The sequence below is a fragment of the Pseudomonas sp. MIL9 genome (assembly GCF_016887925.1).
In the GTDB taxonomy this organism is placed as follows: domain Bacteria; phylum Pseudomonadota; class Gammaproteobacteria; order Pseudomonadales; family Pseudomonadaceae; genus Aquipseudomonas; species Aquipseudomonas mohnii.
Map to the genome: position 1 here is coordinate 224505 of NZ_JAFEHE010000002.1, position 18155 is coordinate 242659.

The following is an 18155-nucleotide window of genomic DNA, read 5'->3' on the forward strand; positions in this document are numbered from 1 at the left end:
GCTGTCGTTTGTGATATTTTTCAGCATATCAATGAGAGGAAGACAGACGTGGATAACCGAGCGGGTGAGATGCCGGTAGCTTTTCGCAAGCGGCGCGTCAAATGATGATGACACCGTCAACGGTTAGCAAGCTGATTGTTCGATTGGAACTTCGGCTCGGGATTCGTTTGCTTGAGCGCTCAACCCGAAAGTTGTCATTGACTGACGAAGGCCGCATTTACTACGAGCGCAGTAACGCGTTGTTGGCTGAACTTGATGACGTCGAGCGTGCATTGACACAAGGAGCACAGAAAGCGCGGAGTTGTACGGATCAACGCGTCGGTAGCGTTCGGTACGCTGGGTATTGAACCCAATTTGCCAGCCTTCTGGGAGGCGCACCCAAACATTCAGATCCATCTGTCCTTGTCCGATGACCTCGTCGATCTATACCTTGATCGAACGGATATTGCTTTCAGGGTTGGTGCATTGAGTGATTCGACTTTGCGCGCGAGACGAATTGGTGTTGCCCGGCGCAAGATGGTTGCGTCTCCGTTGTACCTGTCAAAATACGGAATGCCTGAAACTATTGAGTCACTCACCGAGCACAATTGCCTGAGTTTTAATTTCCAGCGATTGAACCCGGTCTGGCCTATGCATCAAAGTGGCAGAATTATCGACCGAATCGTCCAAGGCAGTTTACAGGCCAACAACGGTGAAACCGTTCGACGTATGGCGTTAGCAGGAGTGGGAATTGCCCGATTGGCTGATTTTCATATCGATGAAGATATCGCTGCGGGCCACCTAGTCGAAGTGCTCGCACACGCAGGGTATGACAGCGAGGAAGTCCATGCACTGTATCAGGGTGGGCAAAATGTGCCTCAGCGTATCCGGACGTTCCTCGATTTTATGGTGCCGCGCCTGCAATCCTTTATGGATCGGACGTGACGTCACTTTGCGGTCTGTCCAAGCACTCGACAATGCTATTTGGCGAAGATTACTAACCATATTTCTTTGCGCATCAAGCTCGCCACCGCCCAGCCGGCCGAGCAGTCACCCCCTCACCTGTTTAAGTTAGCCCAAAACAACGACCAGGTCTCATCAGCGGGAAGGATTGGGATGACCTAAATTCACCGCTCTCAGCGAAAGACGAATAAATCAAGGTAACGAATCTAGGCTCGCCAATGCGGGCGCTCTCTGATCCTTAACCTTCCGATACGAACCCCGGTTTACTACATCGTAAGGATTTTTTGCGCCACTCGATGTCGAACAGGCAGCAGGGGAATAGGACTTGCCATTGTTTCATTGATGCCCTTCGATGAGGATGCTCGGTTAATCGAGATCTACAGTTTGAGTGCTTCGACCTTCATCTCACTGCTGGGACGTTAGACACTCCAGTATCTGCCATCCCTACCGCGACCGGTAAATCGCTCGCACACGTTTCAGATATCGCGATTGCCAATAGCTCGCATCCCAACAAGTGATTGGTCAGCGCCGCAGTGCCACGGCAACCTGTGCCCGTCGCTTGGTCTATCCCACCAAGTAACCGGCAACGATGCGAGCCGCCATTCCTGGCCGTAGGTTGCAGATGACATCCCTAACAAAAACAATAAAAGAAGGTTCGTTCGATGGCTATTCACTCCATCTCTGCATCGCGTCGTATGCCTTTCAATCTGACACTCGCCACTGCGTTGGTCTCAGTCCTTTCTAACACCACCTACGCCTTTGAGATGCAGGCCGGTTATCCCGATTTGAGTCTGGGTTTGGACACATTTCTCAGGGCTAACAAATGACGAACCGTTTCTTGGGTGATTTGCTGAGCCGCCTCAGTGTCGGCGGCAAGTTGTCGCTTGGCTTCGGTCTAGTGCTGATCTGCACTATGGGTATGGCATTCACCGCTTGGTATTCAGTGCAGATAACACAATCGAGCGCCAGTCAGTTACGTGAGCTGGATAACCAGAAAGCTAACCTCGACCACGCGCGGGTTGCCGAGAGGGATTTCGGTTTGCTGCCGTCACCGGAGGCGGCCAGGCAGGTCGAGGACTCTTTACAGCAGCTTCAAGTCAGTTTGCGGCTTGCACATTTGGGCGAAGACTCCGGGCGTAAGCTAGCGGACTCATCCGAGCGTTACCTGAAAGCATTTCAAGCATATGCCGAGGCGCGCCAGCAGGCATTACAGGCGAGGATTCGTATGCAAGTGCTGGCGGGAACAGCGGGGCAGCGTTTCAGCGAAGTGTTCCTCGACCAAGTGGACGATATCAATCTGGATATTGAGCGGCACAACCTGCCCGACGTGCAATCAATGCAGCATTTGGAGGCGGCGGTTTCGTTACGCGAACGCTTGGCCAATCTGCGCGACAGCGAGCTGTATTTTTCCCTTGATCCGCAGCAGCGCTATCGGGATGACTGGATCAATCGAGTAAGTGAGCTAGGTACCGCGTTAAGCAGCCTGAGTTCGCAACTCGAAGGGGATCGTCGTCGTGCACTGGATGAGGCCAATGCTGCGTTGACTGAATATCGTCAGGCGTTTTTGGCTTATGCAGTCAGCGGCGAACAGGCTATGGCGCAACAGGTGAGTATGTCGATTTCGGCTGAGAAAGTGACGACGTTGTTGGAAGACGAGCTCGATAGGGCTGCGCAATCTTATGAATTACGGCGGCGACGTCTGGAACAACAGCTGGCTGCCATGGTGCTGCTTTCGGTAGTGCTCAGTATCGGAGCGTGTTTTTTGATCCGTCGCTCGATTGTCTCCCCCCTAAAGTTGATGCTGGGTCTCGCGCAACGTGTGGCCGAAGGAGATCTAAAGGATCGTCCCACGCTGCTCGGTCGGCAAGACGAATTGGGTCAGCTCAGCCGCGCTATCGACCTGATGTTGCAGGCGCTACGCAGTCTTGTGGGGCGGATCGGCAACGATGTGCAACAGCTTGATTCTGCCGCCGCCGCGTTAGGCGCAATGGTACAGCGCACAGGGCAGGGTGTACGTGCACAGCGTGAGCAAACCGCTGAGGTGGTTGAGGCGATGAGGCATATGACCCAAGCAGCTGGGCAGGTCAACCAGCAAGTCGGAGGCAGCCAGGCGACCTTGGGCGAAGCCAGCGAGCTGATTCATCAGGGGGACGATCTGGTACGTCAGGCCAGTCAAAGCCTACAGCGGCTGTCACAGGAAATGACCAGCAGTGCGAGCTCTATGGAACTGCTACAAACAGAGAGTCGAACTATTACCAGTGTGCTGGACGTGATCAGCGCCATTGCTGAGCAGACAAATCTATTGGCCTTGAACGCCGCCATTGAAGCTGCACGCGCCGGCGAACATGGTCGTGGATTTGCTGTAGTAGCGGACGAAGTAAGGGCGCTCGCCAGTCGAACGCGAGCGTCGACAGGAGAGATTGATAGCATGATTCGGCGTCTAGAGCTGGTGACTGGCGAGACCGCCGCTAGTCTTTGCGACAGTCAGCGTTTGACCGCCGAAGGTGTTGATCTGACAGTGCGCGCGAGCCTAGTTCTGGACTCCATTACCGAGGCCATCACGAGAGTTGAACATACCGGACAGAGCATTGCCCAAGCTGCAGCGATGCAACACGACATGGTTTGTCGAGTTGATGCAGCTCTCTGCAAGGTTGACTCGGTGGTAGAGCAAAATGCTGAGGAGTGCGTCCGGCTGGAGCTGGCTAATGGCAACTTGCAGCGCCTTAGTGTCAGCCTTGGTGAAGCTGTAGGGGAATTTCACAGCGACACCTGAAATCGGATTCCCTATCTAGGCTGTTGCGACTGAATTAAGATACTTTCTGGGACACAAAACGGGTTGTGTGTGAAACACCAATAAAGTTGAATGCTTCAGGGTGAGCAGACGCCAACCATCATCGAACCAGTAGGTTTGTGCCAAGGGAGGCACCATCTGCACTCCAACTTATTTGTCTGAAGGTAAGTTAGTGCGCGAACCTGGAATCAAATTGCAGTTTTTGTTGTATTGTTAGGCGACTAACTATCTAGAGAACGACCATGTCCAAGCTCGCGGAATTCCGCCAACTCGAAAAACACCTCGCTGAACAGCTTCAAGCTCTCGAAGCCCTCAAAGGCGATTCTGGACTAAAAAAAGAGATCGAATTTGAGACAAAGCTGCGCGCTCTGCTTGCCGAGTACGGCTACAGCCTGCCGAACGTGATCAACCTGCTTGATCCGAAGTCTGGTCGTCGCGCACCAGCAGCCGAGTCCAAGACCAGCACTCGTAAACCACGCCAAGTGAAGATCTACAAAAATCCTCACACCGGCGAAGTCGTCGAAACCAAAGGCGGCAATCACAAGACTCTGAAGGAATGGAAAGCTGAACACGGCTCCGCAACCGTCGAGTCCTGGTTGACCAAGTGATTTTGGTTTGAGTACAAAATGGCTCTTCGAGGGCCCGTTTTTTTGATGGCGTTTTAAGGGATATTTTTTCCTTGGGTAAGTAGGGGGGGGCGTATTACGCACTTAACATAGTCTTACTTTTTCCTACTCGTCATTTCCTTCATTATCGAGCTCGGCATCCATGCCAAGCCGGTTTATATTTGTGCTAGCAAAGTCATTCAAATAAAGCTACGGCGCGGACAAAACCTGCAGAGGCGTGTCGGATTTTGTAGGGAAAGCACGAAATCCAAAACCCTGACGCGGGAAGTAATTCCAGGTTGGCCAGCTTTTCCATTTGACCGTAGCCGATGTCACGCCCGGCCTTATGACCTTCCCAAATGATCGAAGCGTCACCTGACTTGGCGAATTTCTCTCTGGTGTACTTGAAGGGGGCATCCCAACTCCAGGCGTCTGTGCCCACCACACGCACCCCTCGCTCTAATAGATACAAGGTCGCTTCACGCCCCATTCCGACGCCTGCATCGAGGTAGCCCGGCTGCCCAAACAGACTTCCGGCTCGTGTGTTTATTACGACGATTTCCAAGGGCTTCAGTTCGTGATTGATTCGCCGTAACTCAGCTTCCAACTCCGATACAGTAACCACGTGTCCATCGGGCAAGTGCCGAAAGTCGAGCTTTACGCCAGGCTGTAGACACCATTCCAACGGCAACTCATCGATACCGAATGCCGGTTTCCCACCGTCCGTCGTGGATGCATAGTGCCAAGGTGCATCCATATGAGTACCACTATGCGTAGTAATACTGAGCCGCTCAGCCGCCCATGACTCATTGCCAGGCAGATCTTCTTTGCGCAGACCCGGGAACATGGCTGCCATTTCGGGCCAGCCTTCCTGGTGATCCATGTAGTCGATCTTGGGGAGCAGAGGCGGCGGATCTGTATAGGGGTTGTTGTCCAGGCAGACCGATAAATCGAGCATTCGACATTTATTGAGGTTCATGGACTGCGGCTCCTGCTTTGGATGTTGTCGATAGGTTGATATTTGGAGCGTTTCTCAGCGCATTACGCAGTAGAGCAGCAACGGAACCATCATGACGAAAACCCATTGCGCGAGCTCGCGGGGTTCGAAGTGGTGGCTGGTGCCCGAATAAGGCCTCCAGCTGAGGCTCGGGTTTGAATTTGATTTTTTCGCCATTAGCTTTGCCGAAGCGAGCTGCGAGGGCATCGAGAACTTGGGCTATGGATAGTTGCAATACCGGCAACTGCCAGAGTCGATCCTCCGCCAGGTTTGTGAGCTCTGCGGCATGTAGTAGGTTCTCCACGCAACAACGGGCCGACATCCACCATGCAGTTGCATGCGGTGAAACTGGGCAGTCATACGAATCACCTGCAGCGTACGCATGCAAAAGGTCGCTCATGAAAGCGGACTTCAAACCGTTTGGTTCGGTTGGGCGAGCGACAATCCCGGGAAGTCGTAACACACGTCCGTCGACTTCCCCTCGACGAGCCAAGTCCTCAATGGCAATCTCGATCATGCGCTTGTGTGCTGCGTAGGAAAGCTGAGGGTGCTCAGCCTGCGTTTCATCCATTCTCGCAGGGAGGTCACCTCCGTATACCGCAACACTGCTTGCATAGACCAACACTGGGGGGCAGTCGTGGTTGCGCAATTGATGCAGGAGCTCCAGGCTGGCTTGCAAATTGACTTGGTAGCCCAGCTCGTAATTCATCTCTGCTGCGCCGCCAGGGATGCTAACGAGGTGAAAAACCACATCGATGCCGTCTGCCAACACCCGACGCAACAGTGCCGGATCGGTAATGCTGCCGGAATGGCGGCGCAGGCGACTGTCTTCTGGGAGGTCATCCAGGTTCTGGTCAAGCAGCAGAAGCGCTTCGATCTTTCGCCCGCGAATCTCACCCAGCTTCAGCAGGTGGGTGACCAGTTCACGACCAACGAATCCATTGGCACCACTGACCATCACACGCATGTCCAGCCTCCCTGCACCACACGCTGATCGATTGCGCCAAATAGCACATCATCATTGGGCCCTCTGACCTCCATTCGTATCCTGTCACCGAAGTGCATGAATCCGGTGCGAGGTGCACCTTCAGCGATGGTCTCGATGGCTCGGCGCTCCGAAATGCAGGCAGACCCAACAGACCGGTCGGCATTTGAAACTGTGCCTGAGCCGATCAACGTACCGGCACTCAGTTTGCGCGTCAGCGCAGCGTGGGCAATTAACTGGTGGAAGCCAAAGTGCATGGCTCCTCCGTGCGGATGACCAAACCACTCGCCATTCCATTCGACCTTTAATGGGAGATTTACACGGCCGTTAATCCACGCTTCGCCCAGTTCGTCTGGGGTCACAGCTACAGGGGCGAAACTGGTAGTAGGCTTAGCCTGAAGGAAACCAAAGCCAGTCTTCATCTCTCGCGGTGCCAAGGCGCGAAGGCTAACGTCGTTTAACTGCAGTACCAGGCGAATATGTTTTAGTGTCTGCTCAGCAGGACAACCCATAGGGACGTCGTCTAGCAGTACAGCAAACTCGCCTTCGAAATCGATGCCATGAGCCTCGCTGGGCAAGGGTATGTCTGCGCGCGGGCCAAGAAAATCGTCGCCGGCACCCTGGTAGATCAGGGGGATACGTTCGATGTTCTCGATGGGCTCCAGGTTGAAAGCTTTCTGCATCAATTCGCCATGGCTGAGGAAGCAGGATCCGTCCAACCACTGCCATGCGCGCGGCAGTGGGGCCATCAACTGTTCAATGACAAGCTCAAAGCTTTCGGCAACCTCACCGCGGTTCAAACTACGATAAAGATTTTCCAGATCCGATTGCACGTTTTCCCAGCTATCCAACGCAGCCTGCATTGTGGCGACAATCCCGCTGGCGTCTACAGCATGCTGTAGATCGCGCGAGACCACGAGCAGGCGTCCGTCCCGGGTACCGTCATTGAGTGTGGCAAGTTTCATGGCAGGAGCTCCTGCAGATCTGGAGCATAACGACCGTCCAGGAGGATGAAGACCATCCTCGCCATTTGCTCTGTGCGGTTACTCCAAGCGTGGTTGGTGCCTCGCTGTACCACGATGTCACCTTTTTTGAGGTGAACCTCTTCCCCGTCAAGCACCAACCAAATCTCACCTTCCGTGACGACTCCATAATCCAATGTCTCGGTGCGGTGCATAAGTTTGTGTTTAGAGTCGGCCTTTCCAGTACCTGCATGGCTTTGGCCAATCTCTGCGAACGCAGCAGCTGCATCCTCTGCGCTGACCTGGTTTTGGATGCTGTCCGGCGGGATATCCACCACTCGAATCACGCTACCCAGCGGCCCAGGGCTAAGTTGCAGCGGCTGGGCAGTAGGGTCTTCAGCGTTGTCCAGTGGGGCGGGGGTGGTTGCGCTGTTCCATACTTCGTAGAAGACGGTACCTGGAATCGCTTTGAGCGGGAAGTTGTTCGGTGTAGCGCCGCAGCTAGCGACGACGGCATGCCCCTTGGCATCGTGACCCGTAACAATGCGTTTAAAATCTGGAAGTTTTTGCATAACGTCTCCTTAGTTTCCATCACCGATGGTGGTACCACCATCGACTACAATATTTTGTCCGCTGATGAACGCGCCGCCAGGCGCGGCCAGTAAAAGTGCCAAGGCAGCCACTTCCTCCGGGCGCCCAACACGACGCAATGGGGTGAGCGCTATGCGGCGCTGCATCACTTCAGAGTTATCCGTTAGTGGGCGCGCGAATTCGGTTTGAATCACGCCGGGGCTGATAGCATTGATGCGGATGTTCTTGGGGCCCCATTCCACAGCGAGATTACGGGCGAGTTGTGCCAGGCCTGCCTTCGATATCCCGTAAAGCCCCAGTGCCTTGTTGCCGCGCCCCCCGGCGATGCTGGCCATCAGCACCACGCTGCCGCCACCTCGCGCTGCCATGGCCGGTAGCACGGCACTGGTCAGCCACAATGCGCTGCGCAGGTTCACAGTCAGGGTCGCGTCCCAGTCGAGATCGCTGGCGGTTGCCAGTGGCCCCATGTGCGGGGCGATGCCAGCGTTGCACACCAGCGCGTCGAGGTTGCCAAAGCGCGCCAGCACGGCCTCGGCCAGGACAGCGACATCCGCCTGCTGGCTGAGGTCGGCGGCGATGGGCCAGGCGTCAATGCCCTCTTCGGCCAAGGTGGCGGCCACCCGAGTACAGTCTTCAAGATTCTCGCTACTGATGGCCAGGCGCGCCCCGGCACGGCCATAAGCACGGGCGATGGCCAGGCCGATGCCGCGGGTAGCGCCGGTGATCAACGCCGCCTTGCCGGCCAAGCCGAATAGGTCTGCATTCATGCGTGTTCTCCCAAGGGGGCGATGGTGGGGATGCGCAGGCAGCTCAGGGCTACCAGCCACTGCAGCCCGCCGATCACGGCCAGCGCGGTCGGCAAGGCTGAAGGAACGCCTGCGGTCATGGCTAGCACCACGAGGGGGCTGACGAACTCACCGGCGAAGATCGCTGCGGTAAACAGGCCGCTGGCCCGCCCGCGTTGGCTGAAATCGACCTGGGCCATGATCCGGGTGATCAAGGTGGGCAGCATCAGGCCGATGCCCAGCCCGTTGATAAATACCGCCAACGAAACCAAGCCGTGGTTGCCCGCCCCCGCCATCAACAATCCACCGCTGCCGGCCAACACAAACGCCAGCAGCAGTAGCCACGAAGACCGAGCGCGACCAATCAGTCTAAAGCTCAGGGCGCCTAGCACTACGCCCACCTGGTTACCGCCCATGGTCATGCCGATCTGTTGCGGCGCGTCCACGCCCAGCAGGTTGAGCAGGTAGCCAGCCTGCACCGGTACGATGAACAGGCTTATGCCCGCCAGCAACGCCAGCACCAGCAACGGCACCAACCCTCGCCATGGCAAGCGGTTCTGAGCGACGTCAGCCGCAACCAACTCGCGTGGCTCCCACAGCCACAGCGCCATCAACGGCAGAAACACCAGCCCCACTGCATACAAGGCGAACGGCGCGCGCCAGTTGTCCTGGCCCAATTGCCCGCCGATCGCCATGAACAGCGCCGCTGACAAGGAGGTCGCGACCATCTGTAAGGCAAACAGCCGCTCGCGGCGCCCGCCGCTGTAGTAGTCGCCCATCAGGGCGGTGCAGCAGGTCATAATCGCCGCCTCGGCCAGGCCGATGCCGGCGCGGCTTAGGACAATGGCCTGCAGCGAATCGAGCCACAGAGGCAAGGTTCCGCACAGCGTGTAAATCAGCATCGCCACCAGCAACAGGGGCTTACGCCCGGTACGGTCGGCGATCATCCCGGCGAACGGCGCCAGTAAGGCGATCACCAAGGCCGGTAGCGTCAGGGCCACCGGTACCAGCACGGCAGCACCCGGTGTGTCGGCGAAATACACCTGCATGCGTGGCAGCACCGGGGCCAGCAATACCGCGCCCAATACCGGCAGGCAACTGCCGAGTAACAACAACAAGGATTGCGGCGTACCGGCTTTGCATTCAACCTTCATGACGAACCTCCAGGGCGGCTGGGCGTTGAAAAGCCTTGTCCTGCGCTACCGGCTTGAGTGTGGCGACCGGGCCCTGCACTGTGGGCGTGTCCGCCACCGGACGCTTCTGGGGCAAGAGGAAATACGCCAGCGCCGGCAACAAGATCAGCGCCCCCACCATGTTCCAGACAAACATGAACGCTAGCAGCACGCCCATGTCTGCCTGGAACTTGATCGGAGAGAAAATCCAGGTGCCCACGCCTATAGCGAGTGTCACACCGGTCAGCATCACTACCTTGCCAGTGAAAAGAAGCGCTTGGTAATAGGCCCTGGACAGGCTTTCGCCTTGACGCAGTTGGGCCAGCACGATGCTCATGACATACAGCGCATAGTCGACACCGATGCCTACACCTAGAGCGATAACTGGCAGGGTGGCAACCTTGACGCCCATACCCAGCGCGACCATCAATGCTTCACAAAGAATTGATGTGAGCATTAGAGGCAATACTGCACAGAGCACTGCTCTCCACGATCGGAAAGTCACCAGACAAAGCAGAATGACTGCGCCGTAGACCCACCACAGCATGTCGTGATTCGCCTGTTTCACGACGATATTGGTGGCCGCTTCAATGCCTGCGCTGCCGGCGGCCAGAAGAAACGTGGCATCGCCGGAGTTATTGTTCTTGGCAAAACCTTCAACATTTTCGACAACGTTGTTGAGCGTGTCGGCCTTGTGGTCTTTGAGGTAGGCATAGAGTGTCAACAGGCTGCAGTCATCGTTGTACAGACCGCGAGGAGCACCCGCGGTGACCATGTTCAAGGTCGCCTGGTTGTTCACTAACTCGTACCATTTGGGGCTACCCTCGGAGAGACCAACCAGCACGCGGCGATTCAACAAGGCCAAGGAGTTTGTCGAGTCGACACCCTCGAGTCCGCGAAGCTGCCAATCCAGGTCGTCAACTCGCTTCAACGTGTTGTACGCCGAGCACTCACCAGCGCGAGTCTTCACCATCACAGCAAACACGTCGCTGCTTGCACCGTAGTGCTGTGTTATGAACCCATTGTCACGGTTGTAGCGAGAGTCAGGGCGAAGCTCTGGAGCGCCAGCATCAAGATCACCAACCTTCAGCTTCAGGCTTACTGCGTAGCCTCCGCAGGCCATGAGTGCCGCTACGATTACGCATAGCGTTGCCCAACGCTTGCGAGTGAAGAGATCCAACATGCTTCTCCTCGCCAGACGCTTCAGCTTCCTCACCGCGAAGGCTGCGTCGAGCCGCTTTTTGGCTAACGCCAATGTAGGAGAGCAGTACTGGGAGTAGAATTAGGTTTGTGAAGATGAGGACAGCTACGCCGAGACTGGCGATTACTGCCAAATCCTGGATCACCTGAATCTTGATGATCATCAGAACTGCGAACCCCACCGCATCGCATAGCAACGCAGTCAGGCCGGCCAGGAACAGTCGGCGGAATGTAAAACGCGCAGCCACCAGGCGATGCATCCCGCGTCCCATGTCCTGCATGATGCCATTCATTTTCTGCGCGCCATGGCTCATGCCAATTGCAAACACCAGGAACGGCACTAGAACCGAGTACGGGTCGAGCTCGTACCCAAGCAACGGCAGTAAACCCAACTGCCAAATCACTGCGATCAAAGAGCAGGTCACCACCAGAAAGGTGCTTCGTACGCAACGGGTGTACCAATAAAGTACTGCCGCGGTGATCAAGATTGCTGCGGCGAAGAACATCAGAATTTGTTTGAGACCATCGATTAGATCACCTACAACTTTCGCAAAACCGGTGATGTGGATCTCAACACCTTTAGCTTGGTACTTAGTACGCAGCTTCTCTATCTCATGAGCGAAGACGGTGTAGTCCAGAGGCTGACCATCAGGAGTTCGTTCCAGCAGCGGCACGTACACAATGCTAGAGGCTTGGTCGAAAGCCACCAGCTGCCCGATCTCGTTGGAGCGCTCAACGTTACGCTTAAGGGATTCCAGGCTTGCACTGCCGCCGTCGTAGCCATCGGGAATTACTGGGCCGCCTTCCAGCCCTTCCTCGGTGACACCAGTCCAGCGAGTAGATGGCGTCCACAGCGACTTCATTGCTGCGCGGTCAACCCCAGGAAGCAGATACACCTCATCGCTGAGTTGCTGGAGAGTGTGCAAATATTTTTTGTCGTAGATACTCCCCTCTGGGTTCAGTACGGCAATTCGCACAGCATTCCCGAGACCAGCCAGTTCCTGGCGATGCTCTAGGTAGTTGACGATGTATGGATGCTCACGCGGGATCATCTTCTCGAAGCTTGCGTTGAGTGTCACGCGTGTCGCCTGCCATGCCAGCAGGATTGTCGCGACCAGACAAAGCAATACAACCAAGGCACGATGGTTAAACAGTGCTCGCTCAAGTACGGAGCCAGAGGTGCTGTCGAAATCGTCGAGACTGCCGGCAGACGGAGTAGGGGAGGTCTTTACGTACATGGCTCAGTCCGCGATTTTGGAGGAGAAAGAAGGCGCTAGGCGCTGCGCGCCGGCCATACCAACGGCGACCAGGGCGCCATCAGATGTCTCACTGACAGAGGTCAAAGGAAGTCCTTCGGATACGGCGATTGGCTGAAAGCGCAGATCTGTAAGTCCGCTTCGCAGGAGCATGCCGGCCTGGTTGACGAGCAACAGGTTTTGACCTGCTATACGAATTGCATTGAGGGACGCAGGAATGGGGTTATCGACAGACTGGAAGCTGATGCCACCGTCATCAGAGGAGAACAGCTTGCCTCGCAGGCCACCGACCAGAATCCGCTTATTGGGAAGAATTGCTGCGGCAAAATAACTGCCTTCGTACGGGCCCTTAAGAGCTTCGAAAGTGAGGCCGCTATCGATGGAGCGCAACAACAAACCTTGCTCACCGGCGATGATGATTTCATCACCGTTGCGAGCCATCGCATAGAGATGCAGGCCTCGCGGATTTGGAAGATCACTCATCCAGGACTGCCAGGTATTACCTCCGTCCTTCGTCTTCAGGGCAAGACCGTAAGCCCCAAGGGCAACGCCATGCTTTGCATCAACGAAGTTCACCACCAACAGAGGCTTGTCGGCACCGTCGGCCGACAATCTTTGCGCTGTAGCGATTCGCTTTGAATCCCCAGAGTATTCGGCTGCTAGCAACTCAATGGCAGCCGCTTGCTTTCCATCCAACTGCAGTTGCCAGCTTTCCCCGCCATCGCTGCTATGCAGCACGACACCGGAGTGACCCACAGCCCAGCCATTCTTGGAGTCAACGAATTGCACGCTGGTCAACGTTGTGCTGACGGGGCTGGCAGATTGTCGCCAGTGTTGGCCGCCATCATCTGATAGCAGTACAACACCGCGTTCGCCGACTGCAACCAGCCGCGAACCGGCTTGGTTGACGTCCAGGAGCACTGCATGCAGTGCTTGAGATCCGAGTACTGCTTTCTGGGAAAGGACATCTACCGTATCTGCTGCCCAGACCGGCAGCAACGAGCAGCTCGCTGCCATTAGCAAGCCGGAGAGTATCTTTTTCATCGCACACAACCTTTTTTGTTCTTATTTGAAGCAGGCGGGGCTTACGCCCCGCCAGGATCACCGAACGCCTTCACCCGCCATCGCGTCAGCGGTAAATACCGAGTCTTTGTAGGGCGGCACGATGCGGTATTGCTCGCTCTTCCCAGCAAAAACGTCGCCGACAAACCATGCGCCGGAGAGCAAGTCGTAAAACCCCGTAGTGACCGACACAATGCCTGGGAGATCGGGCATCGCAACTGGAGAAGTCCACAGCACTTTTGCGAGCTGCCCCCTGGCGTCGTAGCGATCACCAAGGACGGCTGTCCAGGTGTCCTCGTCGAGGTAATAGGTGCTCTTCGGCATAACGTGTCGAGCCCCGTTTTTCAGGGTGGCTTCAACTACCCAAACACGGTGTAGTTCCCAACGCACGGCGTCGGATTTCATATGGTGCTCGTCGAAGAGTGCTTCGGGACTGGAAGCCGTGAACACCCGGTTCGAGTTGTACGGGATGTACAGTTCTTTCTTGCCAACCAACTTCCAGTCGAAGCGGTCAATTCGGCCTGTAAACACATTGAGCTCGTCGAAGCTCATCACCCCTGCTGTCGCAGGAGTAGGGGTGTCGCAGCAGGCGTTAGGAAGACGACGCACTCGGCGCTGACCAGGGAGGTACGTCCAAGCAGTGGTGTTATCGGCGTTGATGTTCTCTAGACCTGTGATTGCCTCTCCAGCGCGCAATGGTGGGCCGTCGTTCGTCATCCGGATTGACCAGAATACGCCCTTGTCACTGCTGAAACCGGGTAGGTACCAAGGCATTTGAAGATCTGCCCGGGAGTCGTTCGTCAGTACATGCTTTCCGTCCGCAGTGGTGAGGTACTGAGAGAAATTGGCGTGCCACGAAGCTCCGCGCCAACGCAGCAGGTGGTTCCAGATTGCTTCTTCACCATTCTGGGGGATCGGGAACGGAATACCGCCGGCAGCGCCTAAAGGCATAGACCCGGCCGGGCCGTTCACCAGTTTACCGCCGGTGGCATTCGCGAAAGTAGCGTCGTAAATGGACTGCGGGGCAGCGGCACTGCGACGAGTTGGGTACACCACGACTTTGTAGCTGTCGGGGTACTTTTTCAGCATGGCTTGGGTGCCAGCCGACAACTTATCGGCGTACTGAGCCATGTTCTGAGCAGTAATGGTCAACTGCGCTTGGTCGGCCGCGAATGGGTCGCTGCGCTTACCGCCTTCCTTATAAGATGGATCGGCTTGGGTGAGGCCACCTTTCCACTCGGGAATGCTACCGTCGGCATTTCCTGCGCGTTGTGCACCAAACGGTGTCAGCGTCGACTTTAATTTGGCCGCTTCATCGGCGGAGACAGCAGCCATTACTCCGTGAGCAAAAAACAACGAGGCACTCAAGGCAGTAAGCAGGGATACAAATTTCTTATTGTGTTTCATCGAAGAATCCTCGGTCAGAAGGTGCGGCCGACAGTGAAGGCGATGAAGTCGCGGTCTTTGAGCGACTGCTCAAACGTGAAGTTGTTGTTGGCATCCAGGAGTGTGTTTTCCGGGCCGTAGTAGTGCGTGTAAGTTAATCCCAGGTTCCAAGTGTTTAAGTAGTTGCCCTTGAGCCCGATATTGAGGTCTCCGCCATGATCAGCACCGAAGCCAGTACCTAGCGCCTCCGAGGCGCCGTTTGTGTAGCTGGCGCCGATTGGCACGGACAAATCCAGACCTGGTAGGAACTGGCGATACATAGGCTCGTAAACAAGTCGCAGACTGGTCGCATCGCGGTCTGCATTCGGGTCAACGGCGTCTTTGTTTTTGCTGACGCTCATGACTCTGTTCCACGCGATCTCACCGAGGAAGTTGGCTTCCGGGACGATAAAATTCGGCTCGAGGCTAGACAGCCAGGAGATGTTCGCGTGCAGAGTCTTCCCCGTTGCATACAAGGGATCATCGTCGTTGTTGATCGACTCGCCGGGCGCAAGGGCATGCTGGTTGGTGGATGCCAGAGGCTGGTTCCAGCGCGTGGAGAGCTCGCCAGCAATGTTGTAGTTGCCGAGTGTGGTGGAGAAACTCGCACCCAGAGACTCGATACCTTCTGGATAGACCCAGTAGTACTCGCCGGCTTTGCCCGATTGAGGGTTCAGATTAGCGAAGTCCGGGCGTACGTTTAGCTGAGGGTTCTTGTCATGAAAGCGGATGGCGTAGAGGCCCCAGTCCACCGACTCCGTACGCCAGCGAAGTTGAACGCCACCTTGCCCCGAGTCCTTCGCCTCTTTGTCATTGCCGTGATAGAAAGCCAGCGGTTGAGCACCCGGAAACAGCGGAGCGCCAATGAACATGCGCTCGTTTCCGTCACCGAAGGTGTCGCTGGTGGAAAAGTAGCTGCCTTCGGCTGGAAGACGGTTAGCCTCCCATTCGAACTGGTAATAGGCGCCGATGGATACATCCGGAGTCAATTGGAGTTGACCAGAGATCTGCTGGACTGGACGAATCAGCTCCTTGAACTGGGTATTGGGTACCGACAAGGCTTTGACTGCATCGATTGGCGCCATGCCACCGGCGATACCATTCATGCCGTAGAAAAGACTTTCGCCCCACTGCATTGCGTACTGACCCACTCGACCCGAGGCTTGCATGTCGCCGATATCGGTCTTGCCAAAAAGGAAGGCATCCAGAAGCTCACCCTTACGGCCATGCAGGGTGCGGGTGTCACTGGTAAACTCGTCATAATCTACTGAGTAGCTGTTGGCGCGAGTCGGATCGTTATTGTCTGTGTCACGGTTGTAGACGTCGTCGTACCATGCGGCTCCGCTCAGACGAGCTCCCACGTTTTTGTACGTGATGTCCATTTCAGAGAGCAGATCCAGACGATTGGAGATAAGGCCCTTGTCGAAGTTACGGTCGCCGTCATCCTGATTGAGCGCTGTTTGGCCATCGATCAATTTGTCGCTCTGACCTTTTGTGCGCCATGCCGAACTGTATTTCAGGGTGTTATCCCACCGTGCTCGAAGATCGGGATTCCCCGTATCGAATTCGAATGCGTGGGCATCAGGTAGTCCTGCGGTGATCGCTAACATAGAAATAGCGAATGCAAGAGGTTTGAGTGGTGGCAACGGCCGGGTGGATGCGTGCTTGCAAGACAGCATTTAAGTCACCTCATTCTTGTTTTTTTAGGTCAGTGTTGGATTGCGATCGGGTGCGCCACAGGCTTGGCGCACCACTGCGATATCAGACAGGGTGTGAAGTGACCTCCAGCATTTGCTTAACCAGGGATATGCGATCGAAGTCGCGATCTTGTTGCATCTCTTTTTCGCCAGCGAATAGAGATTTCTCACTGATGAACTTGCAGCGTTCGAATCGACGATCCATGAAACGTTGCAGTTGTTCAGCCAAGGTGCCGCCAGAGACGAGTTCCTCGCTCAGGACAACGGCGTCCTCAATCGCCATGCCAGCACCTTGGCCAAGGTGTGGAGTAGTGGCGTGAGCGGCATCTCCGATGAGCAGGACGCGTCCGTGGTACCAACACTCATCGACGAACACTGCCTCAAGCGGCTTGTAGACAACCTGCGAGTTATCAGTGATTTGCTCACGCAATTTTCCGATCAGGCCACCAAAGCCGGAGAGGCGCTTGCGAAGCTCCTCCGCCAGGGTTCCTTCATCCATCCTGGGATTGCCCGGCTCGTGAGAAGTGGTGAAGAGATACATCAAGTCATCAGCCAGAGGGACGAGACCCGCATTACCCGAAGGGCCTTGGTAGTTGGCGAGATGATCGATTTCAGGTGCGCGTGGAAAGTTGTAACGCCATACGGATTGGCCGGTGAAGTGAGGTTGGTACTTGTCGCCGAACATCAGGTTACGAACCTTGGAGAACAGGCCGTCAGCGCCTACAACCAGAGAGTAGCGAGCTCGGCTTCCATCGCTGAACAGCACATCGATACCATCTTCGTTCTGCTCAAAACTCTCGATTGAAGTACCTAGGCGAACGTCGGTGCCGAGTTCGATAGCTGTTTCGCTAAGTACCTTATGCAGGGCTCTACGGGAGATGCCAACGTTCGCTGGATACTCTGGGCCAGCAAGACGCTGGCCAGGAATCCGAACCAGAGGTACGCCGTCGGTGTTGTAGATACCAACGTCTTCGAATGCGTAAGCTGCATCAAGATAGGCATCGAGCAGGCCCAGCTTCGCCATTTCGCGGACTACGTTGCTTTGCTGGATGATGCCGACGCCGTAGACAGTCCATTCGGTCTTAATCTCGACCAGGTCGACCTCAATCCCTTTACGGCGCAATGCGATCGCGGCACACAAACCACCAATACCACCACCGACGATCAGTACTTTTGCAATATTCATGAAGTTACTCACGTGTTGTTCTTGTTCTCCGCATACTTGATAGATGCGGCCGTTGTTCGTGCGTGGGGTTGAGTTTCCCGAGCGCAGTAGGATTTGACTAATCGAGTCCTCGGATGTGACCTATCGCGCCGGGCGATACCTCAATGGGTTGGCCGACGTGGTCTATGCAGAGGAGAAGCAAACCTTCCTCACACCGGAACTCAAAAGCTGTTAACGATTGCCCTAGACATGGGCCAAATACGCACTCACCGCTGTCCGGCATGAAGTGCGCGCCATGCGCATAGCAAACGACGCGCTGCCCGTCGGCAGACAGGAATCGATCCTTTCGGTATTCCAGGCGCACATCAAGGTGAGGACAGCTATTGCGATAGACCCGAACCTCTCCTCTATGTAGTAGGGCGAACACGGTGTCGCCGCCTGACCTGAAGGGATCAAAGCCGAGCGCGTGGCCTTCTTTGAGTTGATCGAGAGGGCAGAGCGCTACGCTACGATCCACCTC

Annotated in this window: 15 protein-coding genes and 1 pseudogene; 4 read left to right on the forward strand and 12 right to left on the reverse strand. The window is 55.8% G+C overall.

Features of this window, described 5'->3' with window-relative positions:
- Positions 1-107: 107 nt before the first annotated feature.
- The 4 genes from JQF37_RS31270 (at position 108) to JQF37_RS03050 (ending at position 4341) form a co-directional block, all read left to right on the forward strand.
- Positions 108-347, forward strand: coding sequence for a LysR family transcriptional regulator (locus JQF37_RS31270; protein ID WP_239142503.1), 240 nt, complete (start codon positions 108-110; stop codon positions 345-347).
- Positions 343-924 (forward strand): LysR substrate-binding domain-containing protein, encoded by a 582-nt coding sequence (locus JQF37_RS03040; protein WP_239142504.1) that lies wholly within the window; start codon positions 343-345, stop codon positions 922-924. The genes JQF37_RS31270 and JQF37_RS03040 overlap by 5 nt, the downstream gene beginning before the upstream one ends.
- Before the next feature lie 841 nt (positions 925-1765).
- On the forward strand, positions 1766-3715 hold the full coding sequence (locus tag JQF37_RS03045) for a methyl-accepting chemotaxis protein (RefSeq protein WP_130204386.1): 1950 nt from the start codon (positions 1766-1768) through the stop codon (positions 3713-3715).
- 260 nt (positions 3716-3975) lie between these two features.
- The gene (locus JQF37_RS03050) at positions 3976-4341 is read left to right on the forward strand and encodes a histone-like nucleoid-structuring protein, MvaT/MvaU family (protein ID WP_130204387.1); all 366 of its coding nucleotides are present in this window, start codon (positions 3976-3978) and stop codon (positions 4339-4341) included.
- 193 nt (positions 4342-4534) lie between these two features.
- Here the strand turns inward: JQF37_RS03050 and JQF37_RS03055 are convergent, their stop codons facing one another.
- The 12 genes and pseudogenes from JQF37_RS03055 to JQF37_RS03110 all read right to left on the reverse strand — a co-directional run bounded on the left by JQF37_RS03055 (position 4535) and on the right by JQF37_RS03110 (position 18152).
- Positions 4535-5317, reverse strand: a complete 783-nt coding sequence (locus JQF37_RS03055; protein ID WP_130204388.1) for a cyclase family protein — start codon at positions 5315-5317, stop codon at positions 4535-4537.
- Complete coding sequence (locus JQF37_RS03060; RefSeq protein ID WP_130204389.1) at positions 5304-6302, reverse strand: NAD-dependent epimerase/dehydratase family protein; 999 nt, start codon at positions 6300-6302, stop codon at positions 5304-5306. Before JQF37_RS03060 ends, JQF37_RS03055 begins: the two co-directional genes overlap by 14 nt.
- Complete coding sequence (locus tag JQF37_RS03065) at positions 6293-7285, reverse strand: fumarylacetoacetate hydrolase family protein (RefSeq protein ID WP_130204390.1); 993 nt, start codon at positions 7283-7285, stop codon at positions 6293-6295. The genes JQF37_RS03060 and JQF37_RS03065 overlap by 10 nt, the downstream gene beginning before the upstream one ends.
- Positions 7282-7854 carry a cupin domain-containing protein gene (locus JQF37_RS03070; RefSeq protein ID WP_130204391.1) on the reverse strand — a complete coding sequence of 191 codons (573 nt, stop codon included), beginning with the start codon at positions 7852-7854 and terminating at the stop codon, positions 7282-7284. Before JQF37_RS03070 ends, JQF37_RS03065 begins: the two co-directional genes overlap by 4 nt.
- Before the next feature lie 9 nt (positions 7855-7863).
- Positions 7864-8640: a glucose 1-dehydrogenase gene (locus JQF37_RS03075; RefSeq protein ID WP_130204392.1), complete on the reverse strand. Its 777-nt coding sequence runs from the start codon at positions 8638-8640 to the stop codon at positions 7864-7866.
- Positions 8637-9812: an MFS transporter gene (locus tag JQF37_RS03080; protein ID WP_130204393.1), complete on the reverse strand. Its 1176-nt coding sequence runs from the start codon at positions 9810-9812 to the stop codon at positions 8637-8639. Before JQF37_RS03080 ends, JQF37_RS03075 begins: the two co-directional genes overlap by 4 nt.
- Positions 9802-12268: pseudogene (locus JQF37_RS03085) on the reverse strand (MMPL family transporter). The gene JQF37_RS03080 and the pseudogene JQF37_RS03085 overlap by 11 nt, the downstream one beginning before the upstream one ends.
- A gap of 3 nt (positions 12269-12271) precedes the next feature.
- Positions 12272-13330 (reverse strand): YCF48-related protein, encoded by a 1059-nt coding sequence (locus tag JQF37_RS03090; RefSeq protein ID WP_130204395.1) that lies wholly within the window; start codon positions 13328-13330, stop codon positions 12272-12274.
- 57 nt (positions 13331-13387) lie between these two features.
- Entirely contained in the window at positions 13388-14755 is a 1368-nt protein-coding gene (locus JQF37_RS03095) for a DUF1329 domain-containing protein (RefSeq protein ID WP_130204396.1), read from the reverse strand.
- 14 nt (positions 14756-14769) lie between these two features.
- The gene (locus JQF37_RS03100) at positions 14770-16452 is read right to left on the reverse strand and encodes a DUF1302 domain-containing protein (RefSeq protein ID WP_130204397.1); all 1683 of its coding nucleotides are present in this window, start codon (positions 16450-16452) and stop codon (positions 14770-14772) included.
- A gap of 82 nt (positions 16453-16534) precedes the next feature.
- On the reverse strand, positions 16535-17656 hold the full coding sequence (locus JQF37_RS03105; protein WP_130204398.1) for an FAD-dependent oxidoreductase: 1122 nt from the start codon (positions 17654-17656) through the stop codon (positions 16535-16537).
- A 97-nt stretch (positions 17657-17753) separates the two neighbouring features.
- Positions 17754-18152, reverse strand: a complete 399-nt coding sequence (locus JQF37_RS03110) for a Rieske 2Fe-2S domain-containing protein (RefSeq protein ID WP_130204399.1) — start codon at positions 18150-18152, stop codon at positions 17754-17756.
- Between the last annotated feature and the right edge of the window lie 3 nt (positions 18153-18155).

Coding starts and splice junctions, on each gene's coding strand:
- JQF37_RS31270 (WP_239142503.1), top strand. CDS start 108: ATGACACCGTCAACGGTTAGCAAGCTGATTGTTCGATTGGAACTTCGG.
- JQF37_RS03045 (WP_130204386.1), top strand. CDS start 1,766: ATGACGAACCGTTTCTTGGGTGATTTGCTGAGCCGCCTCAGTGTCGGC.
- JQF37_RS03050 (WP_130204387.1), top strand. CDS start 3,976: ATGTCCAAGCTCGCGGAATTCCGCCAACTCGAAAAACACCTCGCTGAA.
- JQF37_RS03055 (WP_130204388.1), bottom strand. CDS start 5,317: ATGAACCTCAATAAATGTCGAATGCTCGATTTATCGGTCTGCCTGGAC.
- JQF37_RS03060 (WP_130204389.1), bottom strand. CDS start 6,302: ATGCGTGTGATGGTCAGTGGTGCCAATGGATTCGTTGGTCGTGAACTG.
- JQF37_RS03065 (WP_130204390.1), bottom strand. CDS start 7,285: ATGAAACTTGCCACACTCAATGACGGTACCCGGGACGGACGCCTGCTC.
- JQF37_RS03070 (WP_130204391.1), bottom strand. CDS start 7,854: ATGCAAAAACTTCCAGATTTTAAACGCATTGTTACGGGTCACGATGCC.
- JQF37_RS03075 (WP_130204392.1), bottom strand. CDS start 8,640: ATGAATGCAGACCTATTCGGCTTGGCCGGCAAGGCGGCGTTGATCACC.
- JQF37_RS03080 (WP_130204393.1), bottom strand. CDS start 9,812: ATGAAGGTTGAATGCAAAGCCGGTACGCCGCAATCCTTGTTGTTGTTA.
- JQF37_RS03090 (WP_130204395.1), bottom strand. CDS start 13,330: ATGAAAAAGATACTCTCCGGCTTGCTAATGGCAGCGAGCTGCTCGTTG.
- JQF37_RS03095 (WP_130204396.1), bottom strand. CDS start 14,755: ATGAAACACAATAAGAAATTTGTATCCCTGCTTACTGCCTTGAGTGCC.
- JQF37_RS03100 (WP_130204397.1), bottom strand. CDS start 16,452: ATGCTGTCTTGCAAGCACGCATCCACCCGGCCGTTGCCACCACTCAAA.
- JQF37_RS03105 (WP_130204398.1), bottom strand. CDS start 17,656: ATGAATATTGCAAAAGTACTGATCGTCGGTGGTGGTATTGGTGGTTTG.